Here is a 24,031-nt window from a genome sequence, read left to right on the forward strand (position 1 = left end):
ACAGATTAAGCGGGTTGAATAATTTTATAAAGTTTATCAGACAATCTGGTTCTGAAAGGAACTTCAAATGTAATCTGATCACCTTTTTTAGCTGTTTCGGAAGGCATACCATTTACAAATAAATTAGTGATGGTAACTTCTTGTTCTCCGGTTGTAGGACCACTTATCAAAACTTTATCACCTAATGAAAGATCTTTATTACTGATGATAAACTGAGCCACTTTAGCATTTTTAAAATAATGTTCAGATTTACCAATAAGAACTTTTTTAACTTTGATTTTCTGACGAATATCTATAGTTTCTGCTTTTGCTAAAGGCTGATCTGGTAAATTTCCTGACTTTTTAAATAATAATGCATCAGATTTCCCTTTTCTGAAAACTTTATTCCCGACCTGTCTGCCTTTTCTTATTCTTTTCTGCTCATCAACCGGTAAATGAATAATGTCCAGGCATTCTGTAGAGCAGCAATTTTCCATCGCTGTTTTACACTCGTCACACTGGATGAAAAGTAAATGACATGCGTCATTAGCACAGTTGGTGTGATTGTCGCAAGGTTTTCCGCACTGATGACATTGTGCTATAATATCATTGGTAATTCTTTCTCCTAACCTGTGGTCAAAAACGAAATTTTTCCCGATAAATTTGCTTGGAATGCCTTCTTCTTTTATCTGACGTGTATATTCTATAATACCGCCTTCCAACTGGTATACATTCTTAAAACCCTGATGTTTGAAGTATGCACTTGCTTTTTCGCAACGAATTCCGCCTGTACAATACATCAGAAGATTTTTGTCATCCTTATAATTCTGCAGCTGCTCGTTGATGATCGGCAGACTTTCTCTGAAATTTTCCACATCAGGAGTGATTGCACCCTCAAAATGTCCGACTTCACTTTCGTAATGATTTCTGAAATCTACAACAATAGTATTTGGATCTTCCAGAAGCTGGTTAAATTCTTTAGCCTTTAAATGGATTCCTTTATTAGTAACATCAAAGGTTTCATCATTGAGACCATCTGCAACAATTTTATTTCTTACTTTAATGGTTAATTTCAGAAAAGAGTGGTCATCCTGCTCTACGGCAACATTCAGACGAATGCCTTTCATAAAATCATATTCTTCAAGCGTAGCCCGAAAAGCCTCAAACTGATCAGCAGGAATACTCATTTGAGCATTAATACCTTCATGTGCAACATAAATACGACCCAATGCATCAAGAGCATTCCAGGCTATAAATAAGTCATCACGAAATTTTTTAGGGTTTTCAATTTTGGCGTACGCATAGAAAGATAGTGTAAGACGCTCCTGTCCGGCTTCGTCGATAAGTCTGGCTCTTTCTTCTGCGCTTAAAGTGTTGTACAGTTGCATGCTATAAACTTTTTAAGTGAGAAAATTTTTACAAAGATAAGATTTTAACTTAAGTGAGTAAACCTGTTTTTTCGCATATTTTTAAAATGTTATTTAACTTTTTGACAGCAATCACCATCTTAACTGATGACATTTTGTCTTTAATTATTTTTTAAGCAGTGTTAAACTCACCGCAAAATTATGGTTTAAACTGTAAAATGGCATAATTGTCGTTAAATTTTAGTTAAAATTGAAACACTTAAAACTAATTGAATACTTATTTAGCATTAAATTTGTTTATATAAAAAATAAAATTAACAAGAAGACAATGAAGAGTACATTTAAAAAACTATTACCATTTGCTGTCGTTGGCGTGATTTCAGGAGCAACCACAGTCGGCGTACAACAATATATTGGTCACGATTCTAATACTTCTGACCAATCATACTTCACAAAATCAAGTAATGTTTCTTTTGTAGGAATGAATACTGCCGCTGTAGGCGACGATTTTGTAAAAGCAGCCAAAACTACTGTTCCGGCAGTGGTTACGATTAAGAATTATCAGACCAGAGCTTCAAGCAGAGCTTCTGAACAAGATATTTTTGATTTTTTCTTCGGAGATCCATTTGGTGGAGGCAGAAATCAGAGAAAACCTCAACAGCAGGCTCCGGAAAACATGCCATCGGGATTAGGTTCTGGAGTAATTATTTCCCCGGATGGTTATATCATATCCAATAATCACGTGGTTGCAGGAGCCAACAAACTTGAAGTCGTTTTAAGTAATAAAAAATCTTACATTGCCACTTTAGTTGGCACAGACCCAAATACGGATATTTCTTTACTTAAAATCGAAGAAAAAGGGTTGCCTTATCTTAATTTTGCCAATTCAGACAATGTGGAAGTCGGGCAATGGGTTTTAGCAGTAGGAAATCCGCTTGGACTCAATTCTACCGTAACCGCAGGAATTATTTCAGCTAAAGGAAGAGGAATTGGGATTTTGGGCGGACAAGGAAAAGCAACCAATCCTATTGAGAGTTTCATCCAGACTGATGCAGCGATCAATCCGGGAAATTCAGGAGGTGCTTTAGTAAATGTAAACGGAGATTTGATTGGAATTAACTCTGCCATTTCGTCAACAAACGGTTATTATCAGGGATATGGTTTTGCCGTTCCAGCAAATCTTGCCAGAAAGATTATTGAAGACATTAAGAAATTCGGAATCGTACAAAGAGGATTTTTGGGTGTAACTTCTATTGATTTATCTAATGATCAGTTGGTAGCTGCTTATAACCGAGATAAGAAAACAAACCTTAAACCAGGAATTGGTGTATACGTAACCGGTTTCTCAGAAAACAGCGGCGCACAGGATGCTGGAATTAAAACAGGAGATATTATCACAAAAATTGATGGTGCTGTAGTTACGGATTTTGCTGATCTGTCTGTATTTATAGGAAGTAAAAGACCTGGAGATAAAGTACAGGTAACGTATATGAGAAATGGCAAAGAAAATGTAACTACTGTTACACTTAAAGATCAAAAAGGAGGAACATCTACCAGAACTAAGGCAGATTTAAGCGTTACTGAAAAAATCGGAGCTGAATTTGAACCTCTGAACGACAGATTTAAAACTGAATATGGTCTGAACAGCGGTGTTGTAACTAAAAATGTGATTGAAGGAAGTGAAATGGCTAAAATTGGAGTTGTGGACGATTATATCATCATAGAAATCAACGGAAAGCCTGTAAATTCACAGAAGGATATTGAAAAAATACTTGACGGATACAAAGGTAATGTTCAGGTAAAATTTGTTGACAACTATGGACGAATTTATACAAAAGGATTTAAAATGCCATAGTTAATCTATAAAGAAACTTAAAACGCTGCAGAAATGCAGCGTTTTTTATTATAATAATTTTGAATATTTACTGATTTATTTTATGGGCAGTTCGTCTCTTTTTCTTTCGTTCATAAATTACCTCAACGATTTTGCCTCCCATCCATGCAAAGGGAAAGAAAACAAGAAATATCGAAATCTTATAGAAAGTAGGATGGTAAGGAAAAATAATAACATCAAGCATGGCTATAAACAGCATGATAAAGCCAATAAGAATAGCATAGGCTACTTTGGCATATTTTACGATAATTGCCGTTACAACGCCACCTATCGTTGTTCCTAAACCAGATATGAACAAGAGAAAACCAAAGAAAGCATCATTGTTTTTCATACTTTCAAGAAACTTTTCCCAATGCTCAAAAGGAGCAAATGCTTCAAAAGTAATCCATTGCGGAAATGCTCTTATACCAAGAGTAATGATGAGACCAGCAATTGCAAGACCCATTAAAACCGCAAATGTATTTCTTAAAAAATTCATTATTTAGTCCTGATGTGCAATCATTGAAATTTCGATATCAACATTTTTCGGAAGACAGGAAACCTGTACCGTTTCGCGCGCAGGAAAGTTTTCAGCATCAAGATATGAAGCATAAATATCATTCATAACTGCAAAATCATCCATATTTTTAAGGAAAATACTCGCTTTTACCACGTTTTTAAAAGTCATTCCTGCTTCTGTAAGAATGGCTTCAAGATTTTTCATAACCTGATGGGTTTCTTTTTCAATTCCTTCCACAAGTTTCCCAGTTGCCGGATCTACCGGAATCTGACCTGAAATATACAATACACCATTGGCTAAATTTGCCTGTGAATAAGGTCCGATTGCTGCAGGAGCATTTTCTGTGTTGATAATTTTCTTCATATAGATATTACTTTTTATAGTTCGTCTGTGTAAAAATCAATTAAATAATTTACAATTAAATACGCATTTACTATTGATCATTATCTAATTTTAAGACAATCAGAATATCATTGCAAAGTTTTGACAGCAATAAATATTCCTAGATTTATTTCGGGTGCAAATATAAAGTTTATATTCTAAAACCAAATATGATTTTAGAAAGGTGCATTAGGCTGAGTGAAACTTCTGTCCTTATATTTCAGTGCATCGCTTAAAATATTCGCTTTAATTCCTATAAAAAAATCATACACCTTGTATTGTCCAAAAGGCACCCAGTTAAAATTGATGGTAAAACTTCTTTGATCCCTGGAAAAACCAATCCTTGTATATGCCAATTCTTTGGTTACCAAATCATAGTGCGTACTTCCTGTAATGTTCCAGAACGGAGTTAGCTTCATGCTTCCATCTAATCCGATGGAAGCAATTTTGGTAGGAGTTCGGGAAAGAGTTTTGGTGTAAGCATAATTGGCATTTACATTTAACGTCCATGCCTGATCAAAATGAGCATAATTATCATCGTCAAAATAATAATTCTCATTTCGGATCTCCCCTTTCTGCGAATAGGCTTTATCAAATTCTTTTTTCTCACCGAAAATTTCACTGCTTAAAGGATAAGAAAGCTGTACATTGAATGCCTGAATACTAAAGTTTCCAAAATCCTCAGTTCTGATTCCTGTTTCTGAGCCTGGAGAAAATAAAATTTTATACGGCTCAATTGCTAAGCTTGTATTCACGCTCAGTTTATTTTCAAAAAACGAGGATTGTCCGTTTACTGTAATTACAGACCACGGATGAGATTCTGCTGCAAAATTGTAGTTACCACTTATATTCAATGACTCAAAGATCTTTACTTTTTTTATTCCTGTAGAATCATTTTTAGATCTCACTTTCATTTCAATATTGTTTCCGATGTTGTAAGACAATGCACCCACCATTCCGGTTGTTGGCGTTCCTACAATTCCGTTATCAAAAATAGAATAAGGAGTAAGCGCTCCGTTGGCGTCATAATAATTCCTGAAGTAACCAAATTTTTCGTCCCCAAAATCAGGAGAATAAGTAAAACCGATACTCGGTGTCATCATATGTCTGATTGCCTCAATAGTATTCCCTTTTTTGAAATTTGCCTGTCCGTAGAGCTGTGTCTGAACACTTGCCGTTGTTGAAAAAATACTGTACCCTGCCAATTTTTTATTAACCTGATCTACCTGCTTATTTTGTATCGGATCGTAAAATTTCGTAAGCGTTTTGGTTGTTAAAGCATTATCAATTGTTGCTCCTAAGCTAAATGTAAAATATTTTGCAAAAGTAGTATTGGTTCCTAAAGCGATATTATTTTTTAAGCCAGTCTGCATTTTGTCCCACATCGCCTGTGTAAAAAGCTCTCCTTCATCTGTACTTACAAAATTAGTAAGATTTAGGCCTGTATTCACGGTAATATTTTCCAGCAAGCCGCTTCTTGTACCGGTTTTTGATTTAAAAAGATAGAACTGATTGATTGCTACATTCATTTGCGGTAATCTTAAATCTGAAAGACCCGTTGCAAAATTTTGCGAATATGATGCTGTTCCGGTAATTGTTGCAGGAAGCTTCAGAAATCTTTTGGTGAGCGTAAGGGTAGAGTTCTGCTGAGTTCTGAGAACACTCTGATCCATAATATAGTTATTATTAACCGTATTATTATAAAATGTCTGACTCGTTACATCTACCGAAGCAGAAAAGTTGAGGAAAGGATTAGCTTTAGCATCTTGTGTATGTCTCCATGCGATTCTGTAAGTACCCGTTTTACTGTAGTTATCCAAACCTTTAATTCCTCTTACCGTACTTCCTATATCTGCAGAAAAATTTCCTGTATAACGGTATTTCTTGAGATAATTCATTTCAGGTCTCAGGTTCCAGCTTCCTTTGGTATAAATATCAGCAAGAATTTTGAGATCGAAATGCTCTCCAATGGGCTGATAATATCCTAATCCGTTAAGAAAAAAACCTACATCTTCTCTTTCCCCGAAACTCGGAATCAAAATTCCGGCAGAACGCTTGTCTGAAAAAGGCAGAATAGCAAACGGCATAATCAGCGGAGTAGGAACATCTTCTATATACATTTGTACAGGTCCGGTGATGAGGGAAGAACTGTTTTTGCCCTTCTGCATTTTGATGTGAGATGCTAAAAGGTGATAATCCGGTCGGGTGTCTTTATTATCAATATAATAAGTATCGGTAGTAAATTCCCCTCTTCTCATTACAAAAACCGAATCGTTGTATTTTTTGGTTTTCTGAGCAACAATCAAACCTTCACTTTCTTCTGTTCTGGCGTTATATGCTATTGCCTGTTTGGTTTTTGTATTGTAATTAAAATTATCTGTTTTATAATCTTTTCCTCCCTGATTGACTTTTACCAGTTCGGTATATTTCCCTAAAGAATCCAGCTTTCCTCTTGCATAGAAGATATTGCGCTCTTCATCAATAGAAATATAATCTGCATCAATCTGCAGATCCTGATACTTTACCTGTGCATTTTTATTAAGGTAAATCATTCTTTTAGGAACATCTCGGCGAATATCATCTGCTTTGGTATCTAAAATATCTTCCAGAGACTCTTTCGCTGCAACCACTGTATCTTTTTTGGCGATGCTATCATTAATTACCGTTGCCTTAACTGTTTTTTTAGGATTTTCCTGTGATAAAAAACTGTTAAAAATTAGGATAATTAAAATTTGTAATATATTTTTGAAGACGGTTTTGTCCAATTTTATTTATGTATAATTTGGCTCAAAATTACTATAATTTTTAAAACTGAAAGATGTACAAACCAAATTTTAAAATAATTTTAGCATTTCTTCTCATATTTTCCTCAACATTCATTTTAGCTCAAAAAAAATTCACAGTAGTTTTGGATGCAGGACACGGAGGAAGCGATCACGGAGCCAACCGCAGTTATCCTGATATTGGTTTGGTAGAAGAAAAAAATGTAACGCTTGCAATTGTCCTGAAACTGGGAGCAATGCTTGAGAAAAATAAAGACTTTAAAGTAATCTATACCCGAAAAATTGATGAGTATCCATCATTAACCGACCGAACCAATACCGCAAACCGAAGCAAAGCAGACTTATTTATCTCTGTACATGTTAACTCATCACCCAGCAGATCTGCTACCGCAAGAGGAACTGAAACTTTTGTACAGGGACCGGCTCAAAACAGAGAAAACCTGGAAGTGGCAAAGCAGGAAAACAACGTAATTTATCTTGATGAAAAAGATAAGGAAACCTTCGCTTCTTACGATCCTTCATCTCCTGAATCGTTGATCGCCTTAAAACTACAGCAAAGCAAATATCTGGAGAACAGCCTTATTGTAGGAAGTTTTGTAGAAGCCAATTTTGAAAAAAGCGGTCGCTTTTCCAGAGGAGTAAAACAGGAAAACCTTCATATTTTGAGGAGAAGCGCCATGCCTTCCATTCTTATCGAAACAGGATTTGTAAATAATTATGATGATGCGCTTTATCTAAGCTCAGAAAAAGGACAGGAAGAAGTGGCAGAAAATATTTACAAAGCCATCATAGATTATAAAAAAGCAAAAGACAGAAAAGCAGGAGTAGAAATAATAACTAAAAAACCAGAGCCGAAAAAGCCTGTAGAAGTTCCTTTGAAAAATGATTTCAGAATTCTTCTGATGACTGTTCCGAATAAGTACAATCTGAATGATCCTGAACTTCGTGGCCTGAATTACATCCTTCCGATTAAAGAAAACGGAATCTACAAATATTACTATGGAGTAACCAATATGGCTTCTGTAAAAGATATTAACCTTAAAACTGCCAAAGATGCAGGCTTCAAAAATGCATACGCAGTTGGTTTTATGCCAAACCAAAAGCTAGTGACTGGTTATTATAATATTGAAGTGTATGCCGGGAAAGATAAATTAAGCGCAAACTCTTATATTCTTCAGACTCTGAAAGATGTTGAAAGAGATAAATCTAACGGTATTTTCTATTACACTTATGGAAAAGTGTATACTTTGGAAGACGCTGTAAAACTACAGAAAGATCTGGAAGACAAAGGCATAAAAAATACTGTCATTCAAAAGAATTTTAAATAGGTACTAAAATTTTGAAGTTTCAAAGATTATTAATATTTTTGCAACCTCAAAATTTGGCCTATTCGTCTAGTGGTCAGGACTCAAGGTTTTCATCCTTGCAACAGGAGTTCGATTCTCCTATAGGCTACTTATAACAACAAAAAAGCTCTTAAAAAGAGCTTTTTTTGTTTGTAAACTATTTCGTTTTAAAGAGATTTGCTCCTTAAAAAAAGAGACATCTGTTACTATTGAATTAATTTTATTGAATCTCCGTCGCGGTTCTTAGCCCGGATAGCAGCGGTTACCCCGCAGTGAGGCGGCGGAGCAAAGCGGAGCCGACCGAGCGAGGAGTATGAGCGGATAGCCGGAAAAAGCTCCTAAAAATAAATTATGCAAAAAACATGATCAGAAACGACTGAGAATTCCCCAATGAATTTTGATGTCATTGAATTTGAAAGGATTTCCGAACTCGTTCCCGTTAGAAAGCTGAAAACTCATTAACCCTAACGGAATAAAGAAGTTGAAACCGAGACCGACACTATACAGCTTGGGTTTTACATTTAAAGATTTGTTGTTGAGCTGTCCGTACTGACCAAAAACATCAAAAAATGTCTGATTACCTATAAGATAACGGTATTCTACCCCTGCATAATAGAAAAAATCTGCCGCAAGAGAATTTTCATTAAAGCCCCGAAGTGAATTCCAGCCTCCGAAACGATACAATTCATTGGCAGAAAAGTCTATCTTAGAATCCATCATTGCACCTTCGCCTTTTATATTGAGAAAATGGTTGCCATTGATGTTATAATTGTATTCTCCGAAAAAGTAAAACTGATTCTGATTAGCTTTTATATTATCAACCGTATATCGTGTAGCGAGGAAATCGTATCCTACATTGAGCTTTGATTTGTAAAGAAAAAGATCAATTTCAGAAGGTTCTGTCATATCAAAGAAAACCCCAATACCTTTTTTGTTGTAATCTTTTCCTTGAATATAAAGGCTATCGAGAATGGTTGATGATTCGAAAGTCCCTCTAAGTCCTATTCTCTGCCTGTTGTTGATATGATAATAAAACGCCGGCAAAGCTTTTACATTGGCAAATGTGGAATCCTGTCTGAAGATGTTGACTTTCATATTCAATCCCACATTAGAACTGAATAAATACGGAACATCTGCCTGCAAATCGAAAGTCTGACCTCTATCCGGATTTCGCTGCCAGTATAAATTGACGGTTTCAAAACCATTAAACATATTTCTGAAATTCACATTCAGCGTTCCGTTGAGTGTAAACTTGTCTGTTTTATCATTCCCAAAGCCAATCACCCCATCAAATGTATTGGTTTTTTTCTTCTCCATAAACAGATAAATCTGCGTAGAATCTTTGGTGAAAAGAGTTTGCGGCTGCCTTTCCAGGCTTACAAAAGGATGACTTTGAAAGTTTTTATTGATGGCAATAAGGTTCTTGTCATCGTATGTTTTCCCATTGAAATCTTTATTTAAATTTCTGATGAATCTTTTCGGAACTCTGGTGTAACCTTTTACCACAAATCCGTCGATGGTACGTTTATCATTTTTGTTGATATCCAGCTCAACAATTGGATAGCCTTTTTTCTGTCCTTTAAATTTTGACTTTATTCTGCTGAATGCAAAACCATCGTCTATATATTTTTTGTTAATGTTCTTTTTAACGGAATCTAAATTTTTAGTAAAAAACTCTTTTTCCAGTTTCAGTTTATCCGCAATAGAATCTGAAAGATTAACATAGGTTTCGTTAAAGTTTTTTCCTTTATCGTAGTAAATTTCCGTGCTGTCACCTTTTATTTTTACGTCTTTCAGCTCGGTAAAGAAATAATTGCTTTGCGCAAGAGAATCGAGGAATTTTGCAGCAGAAAGCGAGTCTTTCACTTTTTTTTTAGCCTTAGTTTCTGTATCTATAAGAAAATACTGTTTCTTCTGCGCTTGTACAAAAACGCAAAACAACACAAAAAATATGTTTAAAAATAACTTCAATGCAAGTTTTTATTAACCCTTTAAGATTAAATTATTAAAAATTCTCAATATTATCTTTGATTTAAAGTTTAAGAAAATACAATCTTAATGGTTTAGAATATTTTCTAAATAAATTTGTTTTAATAACTTAATTTAAGCCAGTTTATTGTACTTCTTCATCAGATTTTCATAAGTTTCCTGAGGAAGAATCCATTTCAAAGGAACACCAATTTTCTGTCCGAATTTACCAAAATAGTAATGAGCTTTCCACTTATTTTTACTTAAAAGTGTATCGACATATTCTGCTACTTCCAAAGGTTCGGTTCCATCGCCTACATGAGAGTTCATCAGAGCATATACTTTGTCAAAAACATTTTTATATGGCTCAGAAACTTTTGTTCTTACCCTGTTTTCTGCAATATTGGTTTTAATATCGCCTAAATGAAGGGAACAAACATTAATATTCCAAGGATAAACTTCGTAACGCATCGCTTCAGTTACTTTATCCAGAGCGGATTTTGAAGCTGAATAAAACCCACGGAAAGGCAATCCCATCTCACTTCCGATGCTGGAAACATTGATGATTTGCCCAAATTTATTTTCACGCATTTTCGGCATTACGGCACTCATCATCTGAACTGCACCGATAAGATTAAGATTGAATAATTTTAAAATATCTTCTTTTGAAGAATCTTCCACAGCTCCTACCATTCCCATTCCTGCATTGTTGATGAGAACATCAATTTTGGTTTCTGTTTTTAGAACTTCTGCAATAGCATTTTGAACGGCTTCGTTATCCGTAATATCAGTTGGGATTGACTTGAAATACTGACTTTCAGTGAATTTCCTGCTTAAGCCATAAACCTTATGATCTTTTTTTCCAAAATATTCTGCTAAAACGAAACCAATTCCTGATGAAGTTCCGGTGATGATGATGGTTTTATTCAATTTTTTAATTTTTAAATAGATGATTTCAAAAATAAAACTTTGCCAGAAAATTGACAAAGTCTTTTATTTGTTATTAGACAACAAGTTTTATTAAAATTCATACAAATCCTGTGTAGAAAATGTAAGATCTCTAAATTTGATAGACTGCAGCATTTCGCCGTCCGCAACAGGTTTTCTGCTAATATACTCACCATTTTCCAGACTGTAAATCAAAATAAATTTCTCACTCGGATCTACCACCCAATATTCTGAAACACCTGATTCTTCATATAAACTGAATTTTAAATTCATTTCTTTTTTTGAATTTCCGGGTGACAAAATTTCTACGATCAGATCGGGCGCACCAAGACAGCCTTTATCGTCAATTTTACTTCTGTCGCAAATTACACACAGATCAGGCTGCACAACAGTAATAATTTCTCCTGTTTTGCTTGGCAAACGTACATCGAAAGGAGCATAGAACAATTCACAGGGACTTTTTTCAAAATAAGAATAAAGAACCTGATTTATCTTCTGAGATATTCTTTGATGCATCGGAGACGGAGCAGGACTCATTTTCAAAATTTTCCCTCTGAATAGCTCTACCCTTTCCTTGAGTTTCCACATAAGATAATCTGCATAGGTGTAAGATGCATTCATATCAAGTTGGCTGAGACTTGTAATTTCCATAGGTCTAATTTTATTGATAAACTGATAAAACAAATTTAATCATTTTAAAGTTAGCAGTTCAGACAAATCCTTCCAAAACAGCGGATAAGATTTTTCTACAACACTTTCATCTTCAATGTTCAACTCTTTAATCAAACAAAACGGCGCAAAACTCATTGCCATTCTATGATCCTGATATGTTTTAATAGAAATATTTTCCTGCGGACTTTTAAAACTTAGTGATTGTATTGTAGAGTCTGAGATTTCAGTTTCTACACCCAGTTTTTTTAATTCGTTGTGTAACGCTGAAAGACGGTCAGTTTCTTTTACTTTTAGAGTTCCCAAACCTGAAATTTCAAAAGGAATTTTCAAAGCTGAAGCTGTTACGCAAAGTGTCTGAGCAATATCCGGGCAATTGTTCATATCCAAAATAATCTTTTCCGGTAACTGAAAATCTTCAATTGGCTGAATGGTTAATTGATGTTCTTTTTTTGTAAAAGCTGTTTTAATTCCAAAAAAATCTTTGTAAATTTTTGCAATTGCAGAATCTCCCTGCGTTGATTCTTTATTGAAGCTTTTTAATTGAATAGTTTCTCTTCCAATGGCTGCAAATGAATAGAAGTAAGAGGCCGAACTCCAATCGCTTTCAACTTCGTAATAGATGGTTGATGAATGATTATTGATGAATGATTCTACTTTAATAGTATTTCCAACGAAGCTGTTTTTAATTCCGAATTTGGTTAAAACATCCAAAGTCATTTCGATATAGGATCTTGAAGTCACTTCGCCAACTAAATTAATTTCCAAACCGTTTTCCAGTTTTCCGGCAATCAGTAAAAGAGACGTAATAAACTGGCTCGAAATATTGGCAGGAACGTCTACTTTGGATTGAATTATTTTTTTACCTATAATTTTCAAAGGCGGAAAGCCTTCATTTTCCAGATACTCAATTTCTGCACCAAGACTTTTCAGGGCGGTAACCAAATTTTTAATGGGTCTTTCTTTCATTCTTCCTGATCCGGTAAGAATTGTTGTTTTTCCTTCCTGAATAGAGAAATAGGAAGTCAAAAAACGCATTGCTGTTCCTGCATGGTGAATATCAATGGTTTCAGATTCCGAAGACAATGCTTTTTTAAGCAATTGTGTATCCTGAGAATTGGATAAATTTCCGATTTTTATGTTTGAAAATAAACTTTCCAAAATCAACAAACGATTCGAAATACTTTTCGAACCGCTTATTTGTATGGTTTGATTTCTTTGTAATTTTGATTTTTCTAGCTTCTTCATTGTTCCCCCTTATTTAAAAAAGATTTGAATATTTATAACCTATAATTCATCATTGTTCACTATTTCAATTTTTCGTTATTTTGATGACGATCCTTATCCCGATCAGTCTTCAAATTCATTTTGTTATCAAAAGCTTCCTGTAAATTGACTCCGGTTTGATTGGCTAAACATAAAGTAACGAATAAAACATCTGCCAATTCTTCACCCAAATCTTTGCTTTTATCGCTTTCCTTTTCGCTTTGTTCACCATATCTTCTTGCAATAATTCTTGCCACTTCCCCCACTTCTTCGGTGAGCATTGCCATATTGGTAAGTTCGTTAAAATAGCGGACACCAATAGTTTTTATCCATTCATCAACTTGCTGTTGAAGGCTTGTAATTTCCATATTTGAAAAACAGACGTAAAAGTTAAATTAAATTTTATTAAAAAATCTATTGATAAGCTCCTAATGTTGGATTGGATGTTCTTGAAACACCTACAATATCCGTAGGAACTGTTCCTGCTATCGTCACATTACCTTTGTTTTTTGCAGGTGAATCATTTTTTACCCGAAGATTCATTTGTGCCGCAAAATAATTGACGAATTTAGGATCCTCATTTTTGTAACTTTGAATAATGCTGTTGGTTGGATTGTTATCAAACATAAATCCCGCACCTGACAAGCCTGAATATTTAATTAAAGAATTTTGAATTAAATATTGAAACTGCTGCCCGTTAATTGCTTCAAAATTCACCGAATCTCCTTGATCAGAATACACAATACTGTTGAGAATATTCAAGTTCTGAAGAGCTCCAAAAACAATTTGTCCGTTTTCGTTTTTCCATTCATTGGTTGCAAAAATTCCCATTCTCTTCCGATTGAATAACACCTGAGAATAATTTGCTATGGTCACATGAGTATAAGAGTGATTTCCTCCTTTGAATATCCCAATCGCAGATTCTCCACAGTTATTCATTACCAGGTTATTTGCATTTACAGTACAGCCTACCGCATAAATCCCATATTCCTGAAAGGTATGAATAAATGAATTTCTGATATTGGCGTTTACTTGTTTCATCTCCAGACCTGTAGTTCCACCAAAAAGTCTTGCATGGTTCATGTTGAGCGTAGAACCTTCTTCCATTTTTATAGACTTCCAGTTTCTTGGAATTGTGTCATAATACGTATCATTTCTGTCACCACGAAGAATAACCTGATTATCTAATGTTCCGTTGATATTGAGAATTGCTCCCTGAGAAACCTTCATGCCGCTGTTTTTATGGAAATAAACTTTTGTTCCCGGTTCAATGCTTAAATTGATATTTTGGTCAACCGTTAAATCCCCATAGATAATTTTAGCCTTGTTGTTAGTCCAGGTGGTATGATTGGTAATTACATTAGGGTTTGACGGTGTCTGTATAAAAAATTCGGCATCCTGCACTACAGAAAATAAAGTAACATGCTGCTGCCCTACTCCTGTCGTAAACAAAATTCTGTCTTCCGCAATTGCTTCTGGTCCTGTAGCCTGAGGCGCAATTTCTACATATATATACATGCTGTCTTTTTTTCTCAAAGGAACATTTTGAAAATCATGCCCTGCCTTTCCGTCTACATTGATTCTGTATAAAGATGACGCACCTTTTTCCAAATGAATTCTCGGGATCATTACATCTTTGTCTTCATTATTAAAAACCTTTACTGCGTAGGTTTCGGATCTCACCTGATGATAAACCGTGTCACAAAAAACAGTGTCTCTGGAAAATCTAAGTTCCTGTGAAGGAGCATCGAAACTGATGTCATCCTGATTACACGAAACAGCAAAAATTAACATCAATACAGATAAAAAAAGTAATGATTTATATTTCATAAGTAGATATTTATTGTTTATGAGTCATTTAAACACTGCCAAAATGTAAATATTAAGCAGTCACAACGGCTCCATTTAATTAAATTTATATAAGTTTCAAATTTAACGAAAATACTTCAATATTCTTATGCCTGAAAAAAATCTTAACTCAGTATTTGTATATAATAAAAATATTTGTATTTTTGCAACCTAAAATTTAGCAGAGAAATATCCATTACTATTTCGAAAGCAAAGTTTAATTTTTTAAATTATAAAAGTTTACACATGAAAAACGGAATTCACCCAGAAAATTATAGACTTGTTGTTTTCAAAGATATGAGTAACGACGAAATGTTTCTTTGCAAGTCTACAGCAGATACTAAAGACACTATTGAGTTTGAAGGTCAGGAGTACCCATTGATCAAAATGGAAATCTCTTCTACTTCTCACCCTTTCTACACAGGAAAAACTAAATTGGTTGACACTGCAGGTAGAGTAGATAAGTTCATGAACAAATACAAAAAATTCGCTAAGTAATTTTTTGATTTTACAATATTGAAAAGTCTTTCGGTTTTCCGGGAGACTTTTTTTGTAGCCGGATTGAAAATTTAGTTTAAGTATTTGTATTTTTGCTTTTAGCTAGAAACTAAAGCTAAAACTGATTATTGAATAGAAATGATCAACTTTTCACCCTCTAACCTTTAACCTACAATAAAATGCAGCTTGTATTCTCCGATGCACAATATTGGGAAGATTTTCTTCCGCTTACATTTACCCGTCCTGTTGCAGAAATGCGCTGCGGAATTCTCACTTTTTCCGAAAGATGGCAAAAAATTTTAAGTTCTGATGAAATCTCCTGGTTTACAGAATTGTATCTTCAGCAGAAATTCAGAGAACCTGAAAAAAAGGAAAGCCTTTTTCTAGTTCCTAATTTTTTACCGACAGAAACGGTAATTCAACAAATTAAAAATCTGAAACAGGGCGAAGCTTTGGTGTATGAAGATGAGTTGGTCGCCGCAAAAATTAATATGGAAGGCTTTTCATTAAACCAGATTGAAAAAATGACGGATATTAAAGAAAAACTCATATTTTTTAAAAAGCCGACCGATCTTTTCAGCTATAATAAAGAAGCCATTGATTTTGATTTCGAATTATTAACGAAAGGAAAAACGTCGCAGGAATTATCTTCCACCAACGGATTTTTAGGTAAAAAAGAAGATTTGTTCATCGAAGAAGGTGCTGAAGTTGAATTTTCAACCATCAATACCAAAACCGGAAAAATTTATATCGGAAAAAATGCAGAAGTGATGGAAGGCTGTAATCTCCGTGGTCCGATTGCGCTTTGTGAAGGTTCAAAATTTAATTTAGGAGCAAAAATTTATGGTGCAACAACGGTTGGTCCGCATTCTAAAGTCGGTGGCGAAGTGAGCAACATCATTATTTTTGGATATTCCAATAAAGGTCACGATGGTTTTGTTGGAAATTCTGTCATCGGCGAATGGTGCAATTTGGGAGCAGATACGAATTCTTCCAACCTTAAAAACAATTACGGAAACGTAAAATTGTGGAACTATAGAACCAAAGATTTTCAGGATACCGGTTTGCAGTTTGCGGGCTTAATTATGGGAGACCATTCGAAGACCGCGATCAATACCCAGCTGAATACCGGAACAGTAATTGGGGTGGCTTCTAATATTTTCAGAGAAGGTTTCCCTCCGAATCTGATTGAAAATTTTTCCTGGGGTGGGTTCAAAGATGATGAACGTTTCAAACTTGATAAAGCTTACGAAGTTGCCGAAAAGGTAATGGCAAGAAGAAAAATGCCGTTAACAGACGAAGACAAAAGCATTTTGAAACATATTTTTGAGAATTATTAATACCATATTTAGAGATATCTAAACCATTAAAATGATTTTACCGGTTAAGTTTTTTAAGAAAGCATCTAAAAATATTACGAACAGACTTCTCCAAATGAAGCTTAACTTAAAATATGTAAAATTCTCAAACGCTTTAATGGGTAATAATTATTTCGTTATTCAAAATAAACTAAAACTTCAATTTTTTGAAGTTTTTTTATTTTCAGTGTAATAAATTGTTAATTCCGGTTGTCTTATTAATAGAAACAAAACTTATGACTCAGGAAACTTTCAGGAATACGGTATTTATTCTCAGTAATGAGATGTTCCGTTTTGCGAAAAGATTTGTCCTGAGCAGCGATGAAGCCGAAGATATCGTACAGGATCTGATGATCAAATTCTGGCAGAAAAAAGACGAGCTGGAACAGTTTGGAAATTTAAAATCCTATGCTTTAAAATCAGTCAGAAATGAATGTCTGAACCGTCTAAAGCACCATGATGTAAAATTGGGTTTTGCAGATCTGCAGCTTCATCGTTCAGAACTATATAACATGGAAGTCAATAATCTGAAAGAACAGATTGTAGGATTCATCAATCAGCTTCCCGAAAAGCAAAAGATGGTCATCCATCTGAAAGACGTAGAAGAGTACGAAGTGTCTGAAATTTCTGAAATACTGGAAATGGAAGAAAACGCAGTAAGAGTCAATCTGATGCGGGCAAGACAAAAAGTAAAAGAACAAATCACTCAACTGATGAGCTATGAGCAAAGACAAATTTCAAGATAAATATAATGAAGTCTTCCAAAATCTGAAGGAAGATAAGATGAACTGGGATTTTGATGATTTTCTCAAAAAAGCAGAAGGTAAAGAAGAAACAAAGTCTTCAGCAGAAATTCCTGTTATTCCGATTAAAAACAGCAAACCTTCATTCCCAAAATGGTTCTGGATGGCTGCAAGTGCGATTATTGTATTCGGACTGGCTTTTATTTTTAATTTCAATCAAAACAAAATCACCGATAAAGAAAATTTTGTTAAAAATGAGGTTTTAAAACAGAAAAACGAATTTATTGCAGAAAATCATAATCATGATTCACAGGTTGCCGTTCATATTACCGATTCTGCTTCCGGCGCAAAAAAAGATTCTATTTTTCAGGAAAATACAATAGCCGAAAATGATGTACTGGATGAACTTTTATCCAAAAAAAGCAGAATTAAAAAAGAAAGAAAACCAAAATATGTTTACAATAATTCTCAAAGAAACCTAGCAGATTCTCTGGGATATAAAGATTCTTATGTAATTGTGAACGGAAAAAGGATTGATAATGTAGAAGAAGCAATCAACGTAACAAAATATTCATTTCAGGTGATGGCAACGAATGTAAATCAGGCGCTGAAACCTAAAGTGATGGATAATGTAGAATAGATTATTAACAATAAGATTATGCAACTGATCAGGCTTATAATCAATTAAATTTAAGAGACCCCATGAAAAAAATATTTTTTATACTCACCCTTTTTATAACCGCTTTTGGAAATTATTCTGCACAGACAGAAAAGCTTGATAAATTTTTCGATTCGTTTGAAAATAAAAGCGGCGTAACCTCTATCAACATCAAAAAACCGATGTTTGACCTGTTGGATAGAATTGATATAAGCAACGAATATATCGGAAAAATAAAACCAATCATGCGTGATGTAAATGGTTTGAAGCTTCTGGTGTTTTCCAAAATTACTTTTCCGGATGATCTGAAATCTGAAAACCAGGGGCAGATAAAAATGAACCAGGAAAAAAGTGAGAGAGTAGCAAAACTTTTGAAAGATCTGAAACTGAATGAATTGATGTCTATCAAAAATGATGATGTTCAGATGAAATTTTTGGCAGAAAATGCTAAAGACGGCATTCTTGAAAATCTGATCTTTAATGTGGATTCAAAAGATGAGATTGCCATTTTTATCCTTAATGGAAAAATGAAAATGGATGATGTGAATAATATTATTAATTCAACAGAAATAAAAACTACTTCTGCAAAAAACTCATCCAGAAACAGTTTTAATTCAGAAAATACTTCATCTTATCTTAACGGAGAAAACAGAAATGTAGGTGAGTTTTCTAAAATTGACGTTAGCATGGGAGTGAATGTAAATTATAAACAGGAAAATGCAACCAGTATAAAGGTTTTGGCAGATGCAGACAAATTACAATATGTCATTACAAAAAATGAAAACGGAGTTTTAAAAATTTATATTGATAACAAGGGTGTGAAAAATCTGAGATTTAAAAATCTGACAGTAAATGTTTCATCTCCAGAAATGAATTCTATTGAAACTTCTTCAGGCGCATCATTTACTGCAGTAAATACGGTAAGAGAAAACAATCTGGAAGTTAATGCTTCATCCGGCTCAAACATCAAGGGAAAATTTGATACAGATAATGCCAACTTTGATATTAATTCAGGTTCTAGTGTGAAGGTTGATCTTACAGCACAGAAATTAGTTTTAAAAAATTCGAGTGGTGCAAGCTCTACTTTTGAAGGAATGGCAAAAACAGCGTTTATAGATTTGAGCAGCGGAGCATCATGTAAAGCTGATGGATTAATAATCAATACGGCTCAGGCTGAATCAACTTCCGGAGCAAGCCTTTCTTTGCACGTAAAAGACAAATTAAAGATAAGGGCATCTTCCGGAGGATCAGTAAGACTAAAAGGAAACCCTGAAATGGAAGCAAAAGTGGATAAAGTTTCTGGCGGAAGTTTGAGCAAAATAAATTTAAATCAATTGCCATGAAAATCTTAAAAAACATTTTTCTCTTTTGCTGCACTTTTTTCCTTCTACAATCATGTATTGTTTCTGATAAGCCAGATATTGCATTCTTTTCTGGTGATAATGATTTTGAAAATGCAAGATTCACAAGTTTTAATGTTCCGCTGTTTTTAGCGAAGCCTTACATTAAAAGAGCTTTGAGAGAAGACGGAGAAAGTGAAGCTGCGATAAATATGGTAAAAAAAGTTTCCAAAATTAAAGTAATGACCGTTGAAAACGGAAGCCAGAAACTGTTTAATGATTATACAAATTACCTCAATTCTAATCATTATGAAGACTGGGCAACAATAAAACACAATGGGGATAACGTCAATATAAGAGTTAAGCAGAATGGTGATATGATCAAAAATATGCTGATTTCAGTAAATTCAAAAAAAGAAATGGCATTTTTAGAGATTAAAGGCAATTTTTCAGCAGATGATATTTCCAGAATAATCAATTCATTTGAAGACCGGTAATCCATATTTAGCTATATTAATTTTGTAAAGTCACTATTTTAGTGGCTTTTTAATTTATAGCATGAATTATTAATTTTTATTTAAACTATTGCTGCTGATTTTCGTATCTCATCTAAAAGCCTTAATTTTGCAAGAAAGTAAAGATGTCTATTCATAACAAAATTGTAGAGACAGCCATCACTTTCGATGACGTGCTTCTAATTCCTTCTTATTCTGAAGTTTTACCAAATCAGGTTTCCCTAAAATCCCGACTTACCGATAAAATCACGCTGAATGTACCTATAGTCTCCGCTGCGATGGATACTGTAACTGAAGCTGACTTGGCAATTGCTCTGGCAAGAGTGGGAGGTTTGGGCTTCATCCACAAAAATATGACTATTGAAGAACAGGCGGCTCAGGTAAACCGCGTAAAACGTTCTGAAAACGGAATGATTTCAGATCCTGTTACTCTTACAAAAGACCATACTTTGGCTCAGGCTAAAGAAACAATGGCAAAATATAAAATTTCCGGGCTTCCTGTGGTAAATGCAGAGAATGTATTAATTGGGATTATCACCAACAGAGATGTGAAGTATCAGGAAAATCTGGAGATGAAAGTAGAAGAGATTATGACTAAAACTAATCTGATCACTTCTGATAAAAATACCAATCTGGAAAAAGCCAAAGAAATTCTTCTTAAAAACAGAGTTGAAAAACTTCCTATTGTTGATAAAGAGAATAAGCTTGTTGGGTTGATTACTATTAAAGATATTGATAACCAGCTTGAATATCCAAACGCAAACAAAGATGAAAACGGACGACTTATTGTAGGAGCCGGAGTTGGAGTTGGTGAAGATACAATGGACAGAATTGCTGCATTGGTAAAAGCCGGAGTAGATATTGTTGCTATTGATTCTGCACACGGACATTCTAAAGGTGTTTTAGATAAAATTTCAGAAATCAGAAAAGCATATCCGGATTTAGATCTGGTTGGCGGAAATATTGTAACGGCAGATGCTGCAAAAGATTTAATCAATGCAGGCGCAAACGTTCTTAAAGTAGGTGTAGGACCGGGTTCTATCTGTACAACAAGAGTTGTTGCAGGTGTTGGAGTTCCGCAGTTATCAGCAATTTACAATGTTTATGAATATGCTCAATCTAAAAATGTTACGGTAATTGCAGATGGCGGTGTTAAGCTTTCCGGCGATATCGTGAAAGCAATTGCAAGCGGTGCAGGAGCTGTAATGGTAGGTTCGCTTTTAGCAGGAACTGATGAATCTCCTGGGGAAGAAATTATTTATCAGGGAAGAAAATTTAAAGCTTACCAGGGAATGGGAAGTCTTTCTGCAATGAAAAGAGGTGGTAAGGAAAGATATTTCCAAAGTGAGGCGAAAAAATTCGTTCCTGAAGGTATTGAAGGTAGAGTTCCACACAAAGGAAAGCTGGAAGATGTTATTTTCCAGTTAACAGGAGGTCTTAGAGCCGGAATGGGCTACTGCGGAGCAAAAGATATTGAAGCTTTACAAACCGAAACTAAAATGGTAATGATTACCGGAAGCGGATTGAAAGAATCTCATCCTCATGATGTTATTATCACATCAGAAGCTCCGAATTATTCTTTATAATTAAAAAATCTATATAATAAAATTCGGCGGTTACATAGCGACCGCCGAATTTTTGTTACTTTACTCTCTTGTAGTTAAATCGTACTTTAATTACACGATTCAAAAACTGACCTTTAGATCTTGCCTCCTTGAATTTTTCCGAAATATCAAAAGGAACATTCAGATAATCATATATTGCTCCCGACTGATAAATTACTCTTAATATTTCAGTTTCAGGAAAATAAATATAATTATTGACAACACTTGAAGGCATATTACAGGAAATCAAAAAACATTCCTATCAATACTATCGTTAGTTTTTCAAAAATTATGGCTATTTACTCATCCAGTTTTCTCTTGAAATCATCAATTCTGAAATCAGTTAATGCATTGCCTTTTTCAACTTTTTCTTTAGAATACAATCTGAAATCATTTTCAGTTTTTTTTAAAAGATAATCATAGGGTCCTACATAAGAAATCAATTTAATCAAAACAGGAGAAATCTCAAGGCAAATAAACAAACCCATAATAAATGCAGCTGCAGTTGCTATAATCGCAGAATTCTCACCAAGTTCATCCAACGCTTGCAGTCTTGCTGCAAAACCATTATACTTATCCTCAAAAGTTTCGGTAGATTTTCGTTCAGTTTCGAGATTGGTGTACACTTTAGAAATTTCTTTATCCAGATATTCCAACCTTGGAGCCATTTGCTTCTGATAATTTTCCAGATCTTTTCTTCTCTGTTCTTTTAGTTCCTGTTTCCTTTTTGCATTGGGACCAAATCCTTCCTTTCCACTTGTTAAGTTTGACTGTTTACCTAAAATCTCTTTTTCAAGCTCTACAGCTGCCGAATCATATGACTTCTGATATTGACTAATTTTTAAGGTAATCTGTTTTTTTTCCGTCTCAAAAGGTCCGCTTTGTTGAAGAATTCTGCCATTCATTTGAGATTGCAGATCTTTTTTATTTCGTTGAATAATTGTATTAAGCTGTTTATTGACTTCTTTTTCAAAGATTTTAAGCTCTAAAGGTTTAGATATAATAATTCCTAAAAATGTAGCCAAAATTAACCTAGGAATGGACATTAAAATCTGATTCCACCACGTTCCTGTTTTTTTTATCGAAGAAACAATATATCTGTCAAGATTAAAGATCATCAATCCCCAAAGAATACCAAACCCAATAGAAGCCCAAATATCATCAAAAATTGTAAACATAGCATAAGCAGCCGATAAAGTAGCAAAGACTGCAGTAAAAAGTACAATTCCTCCTATTCCGGCAAATTTATTCCATTCACTTGGTGTTTTTTTGATGATGTGAATATTTGCACCTGAACAAATCAGAAGAAATTTCTGAAACCTGTTAATCGCATAGTTGTTATCTTGTATAGTTGATATGTTTTTTTTCATTTTTAAATTTTATACAAAATTAGTATTTATATTGATAACTTTGTTACAAATAGTAATAGGTTTAACAAAGTAACTTTTATTTATATAGAATCAAAAACATTTTTGGCTTAATTTATGTTGAATAACATAAGATTAATCATTAAATATTAAATATGAAAAATTATCTTATCATCTCACTTACGATCACTGCATTTTTTCTATCCTCTTGCAATAAAGAAAACAAGATAGAAATAGAACTAAAAGAAGCTGCAGCAAGCATGAATAAAATTACACCGCAATTACTTAGTGAAGGAGTCAGATTAGATAGTGTCTCAGTACATAACAATACCACTCTTCAGTATAATTATACATTAACAGACGATATTAAAGATGATCTGACACCTGATGAAATTAATGATTATAAAATTGCGGCTAAAGAAGAAGCATTGAAAAGCATAAAGAACTCTCCGGATATGAAAAACTTTAGAGATAAAAATGTTACATTGAAATATATGTATTATGATAAAAATGGAAAATCAACAACAGATTTTTCGGTGACCCCTTCAGAATATAAATAATTGTTAGTACACTATTATGTTATTTAAATACAACCGCTTTGTCATTAAAGCGGTTTTTTATTTGGATTAATACTGTTTTAGAGTGTTTATACTACTGATAAAGAATGTAATTTCAGATAAATCTAGGTTACAGAAAACGTCCAATAATATTGCGTAATCTCACTCTGATTAAAAGGTTTCCCATTAAATTCACTAAGCCTTTTAAGCTTCACTAAATCTTGGTTTAAAACTTTTTTGGAATGTTTGTAATCCGTTTCCGGCAGTATCGTTGTTTCAATAGTTTTTGAACATTATAAGTCAGACAGTAATAAAGAATAAAGAATAAAGAACAAAGAAGAAGGAAAGGAGGAATAAAAGGGCATAAAAAAACCTCATACATTTGTGTATGAGGTTTGAATAAAAACTGGCGGCGACCTACTCTCCCGCTTGTCGCAGTACCA

General features: G+C 34.1%; 23 protein-coding genes and 1 tRNA gene. 11 read left to right on the forward strand and 13 right to left on the reverse strand.

Annotated elements, in window-relative coordinates; all coding sequences use genetic code 11:
• Window positions 1–5 precede the first annotated feature (5 nt).
• The gene (trhO, locus tag FNE73_RS12700; RefSeq protein ID WP_143884945.1) at window positions 6–1,367 is read right to left on the reverse strand and encodes an oxygen-dependent tRNA uridine(34) hydroxylase TrhO; all 1,362 of its coding nucleotides are present in this window, start codon (window positions 1,365–1,367) and stop codon (window positions 6–8) included.
• A gap of 307 nt (window positions 1,368–1,674) precedes the next feature.
• Here trhO and FNE73_RS12705 point away from each other — a divergent pair, with 307 nt between their 5' ends.
• Window positions 1,675–3,201, forward strand: coding sequence for a trypsin-like peptidase domain-containing protein (locus FNE73_RS12705; protein WP_143884946.1), 1,527 nt, complete (start codon window positions 1,675–1,677; stop codon window positions 3,199–3,201).
• A 67-nt stretch (window positions 3,202–3,268) separates the two neighbouring features.
• Here the strand turns inward: FNE73_RS12705 and FNE73_RS12710 are convergent, their stop codons facing one another.
• The 3 genes from FNE73_RS12710 to FNE73_RS12720 all read right to left on the reverse strand — a co-directional run bounded on the left by FNE73_RS12710 (window position 3,269) and on the right by FNE73_RS12720 (window position 6,885).
• On the reverse strand, window positions 3,269–3,718 hold the full coding sequence (locus FNE73_RS12710) for a hypothetical protein (RefSeq protein WP_143884947.1): 450 nt from the start codon (window positions 3,716–3,718) through the stop codon (window positions 3,269–3,271).
• 3 nt (window positions 3,719–3,721) lie between these two features.
• On the reverse strand, window positions 3,722–4,102 hold the full coding sequence (locus FNE73_RS12715) for a RidA family protein (RefSeq protein ID WP_143884948.1): 381 nt from the start codon (window positions 4,100–4,102) through the stop codon (window positions 3,722–3,724).
• A gap of 194 nt (window positions 4,103–4,296) precedes the next feature.
• Window positions 4,297–6,885 (reverse strand): putative LPS assembly protein LptD, encoded by a 2,589-nt coding sequence (locus FNE73_RS12720; protein ID WP_143884949.1) that lies wholly within the window; start codon window positions 6,883–6,885, stop codon window positions 4,297–4,299.
• A gap of 53 nt (window positions 6,886–6,938) precedes the next feature.
• Here FNE73_RS12720 and FNE73_RS12725 point away from each other — a divergent pair, with 53 nt between their 5' ends.
• Both FNE73_RS12725 and FNE73_RS12730 read left to right on the forward strand, forming a co-directional pair.
• Window positions 6,939–8,231: an N-acetylmuramoyl-L-alanine amidase family protein gene (locus FNE73_RS12725; RefSeq protein WP_143884950.1), complete on the forward strand. Its 1,293-nt coding sequence runs from the start codon at window positions 6,939–6,941 to the stop codon at window positions 8,229–8,231.
• Window positions 8,232–8,286: 55 nt separating this feature from the next.
• A tRNA-Glu gene (locus FNE73_RS12730) sits at window positions 8,287–8,358 on the forward strand.
• 257 nt (window positions 8,359–8,615) lie between these two features.
• Here FNE73_RS12730 and FNE73_RS12735 read toward each other — a convergent pair.
• The 6 genes from FNE73_RS12735 to FNE73_RS12760 form a co-directional block, all read right to left on the reverse strand.
• Window positions 8,616–10,193, reverse strand: coding sequence for a BamA/TamA family outer membrane protein (locus FNE73_RS12735; protein WP_228430068.1), 1,578 nt, complete (start codon window positions 10,191–10,193; stop codon window positions 8,616–8,618).
• Window positions 10,194–10,352: 159 nt separating this feature from the next.
• A complete protein-coding gene (locus tag FNE73_RS12740; protein WP_143884952.1) occupies window positions 10,353–11,147 on the reverse strand; it encodes an SDR family oxidoreductase in 795 nt (264 codons plus the stop codon).
• Between the two features lie 90 nt (window positions 11,148–11,237).
• Window positions 11,238–11,816, reverse strand: a complete 579-nt coding sequence (locus tag FNE73_RS12745; RefSeq protein ID WP_143884953.1) for a Uma2 family endonuclease — start codon at window positions 11,814–11,816, stop codon at window positions 11,238–11,240.
• A 39-nt stretch (window positions 11,817–11,855) separates the two neighbouring features.
• Complete coding sequence (locus FNE73_RS12750; protein ID WP_143884954.1) at window positions 11,856–13,082, reverse strand: 3-phosphoshikimate 1-carboxyvinyltransferase; 1,227 nt, start codon at window positions 13,080–13,082, stop codon at window positions 11,856–11,858.
• Window positions 13,083–13,141: 59 nt separating this feature from the next.
• Window positions 13,142–13,468 carry a nucleotide pyrophosphohydrolase gene (locus tag FNE73_RS12755; protein ID WP_143884955.1) on the reverse strand — a complete coding sequence of 109 codons (327 nt, stop codon included), beginning with the start codon at window positions 13,466–13,468 and terminating at the stop codon, window positions 13,142–13,144.
• Window positions 13,469–13,514: 46 nt separating this feature from the next.
• The gene (locus FNE73_RS12760; RefSeq protein ID WP_143884956.1) at window positions 13,515–14,930 is read right to left on the reverse strand and encodes a hypothetical protein; all 1,416 of its coding nucleotides are present in this window, start codon (window positions 14,928–14,930) and stop codon (window positions 13,515–13,517) included.
• Between the two features lie 264 nt (window positions 14,931–15,194).
• On the opposite strand from FNE73_RS12760, the gene FNE73_RS12765 reads away from it, so the two are divergent.
• From FNE73_RS12765 to guaB, 7 genes are all read left to right on the forward strand, one after another.
• A complete protein-coding gene (locus FNE73_RS12765; RefSeq protein WP_089745156.1) occupies window positions 15,195–15,446 on the forward strand; it encodes a type B 50S ribosomal protein L31 in 252 nt (83 codons plus the stop codon).
• 179 nt (window positions 15,447–15,625) lie between these two features.
• Entirely contained in the window at window positions 15,626–16,786 is a 1,161-nt protein-coding gene (locus FNE73_RS12770) for a GlmU family protein (RefSeq protein ID WP_143884957.1), read from the forward strand.
• A gap of 254 nt (window positions 16,787–17,040) precedes the next feature.
• Entirely contained in the window at window positions 17,041–17,550 is a 510-nt protein-coding gene (locus tag FNE73_RS12775) for an RNA polymerase sigma factor (RefSeq protein WP_143884958.1), read from the forward strand.
• Window positions 17,525–18,187, forward strand: coding sequence for a hypothetical protein (locus tag FNE73_RS12780; protein ID WP_143884959.1), 663 nt, complete (start codon window positions 17,525–17,527; stop codon window positions 18,185–18,187). Before FNE73_RS12775 ends, FNE73_RS12780 begins: the two co-directional genes overlap by 26 nt.
• Before the next feature lie 62 nt (window positions 18,188–18,249).
• Window positions 18,250–19,548 (forward strand): DUF4252 domain-containing protein, encoded by a 1,299-nt coding sequence (locus tag FNE73_RS12785; protein ID WP_143884960.1) that lies wholly within the window; start codon window positions 18,250–18,252, stop codon window positions 19,546–19,548.
• The gene (locus FNE73_RS12790; protein ID WP_143884961.1) at window positions 19,545–20,042 is read left to right on the forward strand and encodes a DUF4252 domain-containing protein; all 498 of its coding nucleotides are present in this window, start codon (window positions 19,545–19,547) and stop codon (window positions 20,040–20,042) included. The genes FNE73_RS12785 and FNE73_RS12790 overlap by 4 nt, the downstream gene beginning before the upstream one ends.
• Before the next feature lie 143 nt (window positions 20,043–20,185).
• Window positions 20,186–21,646 (forward strand): IMP dehydrogenase, encoded by a 1,461-nt coding sequence (gene guaB / locus FNE73_RS12795; protein WP_143884962.1) that lies wholly within the window; start codon window positions 20,186–20,188, stop codon window positions 21,644–21,646.
• A 55-nt stretch (window positions 21,647–21,701) separates the two neighbouring features.
• Here guaB and FNE73_RS12800 read toward each other — a convergent pair whose 3' ends face one another.
• The gene (locus tag FNE73_RS12800) at window positions 21,702–21,899 is read right to left on the reverse strand and encodes a KTSC domain-containing protein (protein ID WP_143884963.1); all 198 of its coding nucleotides are present in this window, start codon (window positions 21,897–21,899) and stop codon (window positions 21,702–21,704) included.
• Between the two features lie 64 nt (window positions 21,900–21,963).
• On the reverse strand, window positions 21,964–23,034 hold the full coding sequence (locus FNE73_RS12805; RefSeq protein WP_143884964.1) for a DUF4407 domain-containing protein: 1,071 nt from the start codon (window positions 23,032–23,034) through the stop codon (window positions 21,964–21,966).
• Between the two features lie 152 nt (window positions 23,035–23,186).
• Between FNE73_RS12805 and FNE73_RS12810 the strand changes: the two genes are divergently transcribed.
• Window positions 23,187–23,591 carry a hypothetical protein gene (locus tag FNE73_RS12810; protein ID WP_143884965.1) on the forward strand — a complete coding sequence of 135 codons (405 nt, stop codon included), beginning with the start codon at window positions 23,187–23,189 and terminating at the stop codon, window positions 23,589–23,591.
• 223 nt (window positions 23,592–23,814) lie between these two features.
• Here FNE73_RS12810 and FNE73_RS16920 read toward each other — a convergent pair.
• On the reverse strand, window positions 23,815–24,031 hold a 217-nt coding region (locus tag FNE73_RS16920; RefSeq protein ID WP_228430071.1), incomplete at its 5' end, for a hypothetical protein.

Source organism: Chryseobacterium binzhouense (assembly GCF_007474545.1).
Taxonomy (GTDB): domain Bacteria; phylum Bacteroidota; class Bacteroidia; order Flavobacteriales; family Weeksellaceae; genus Chryseobacterium; species Chryseobacterium binzhouense.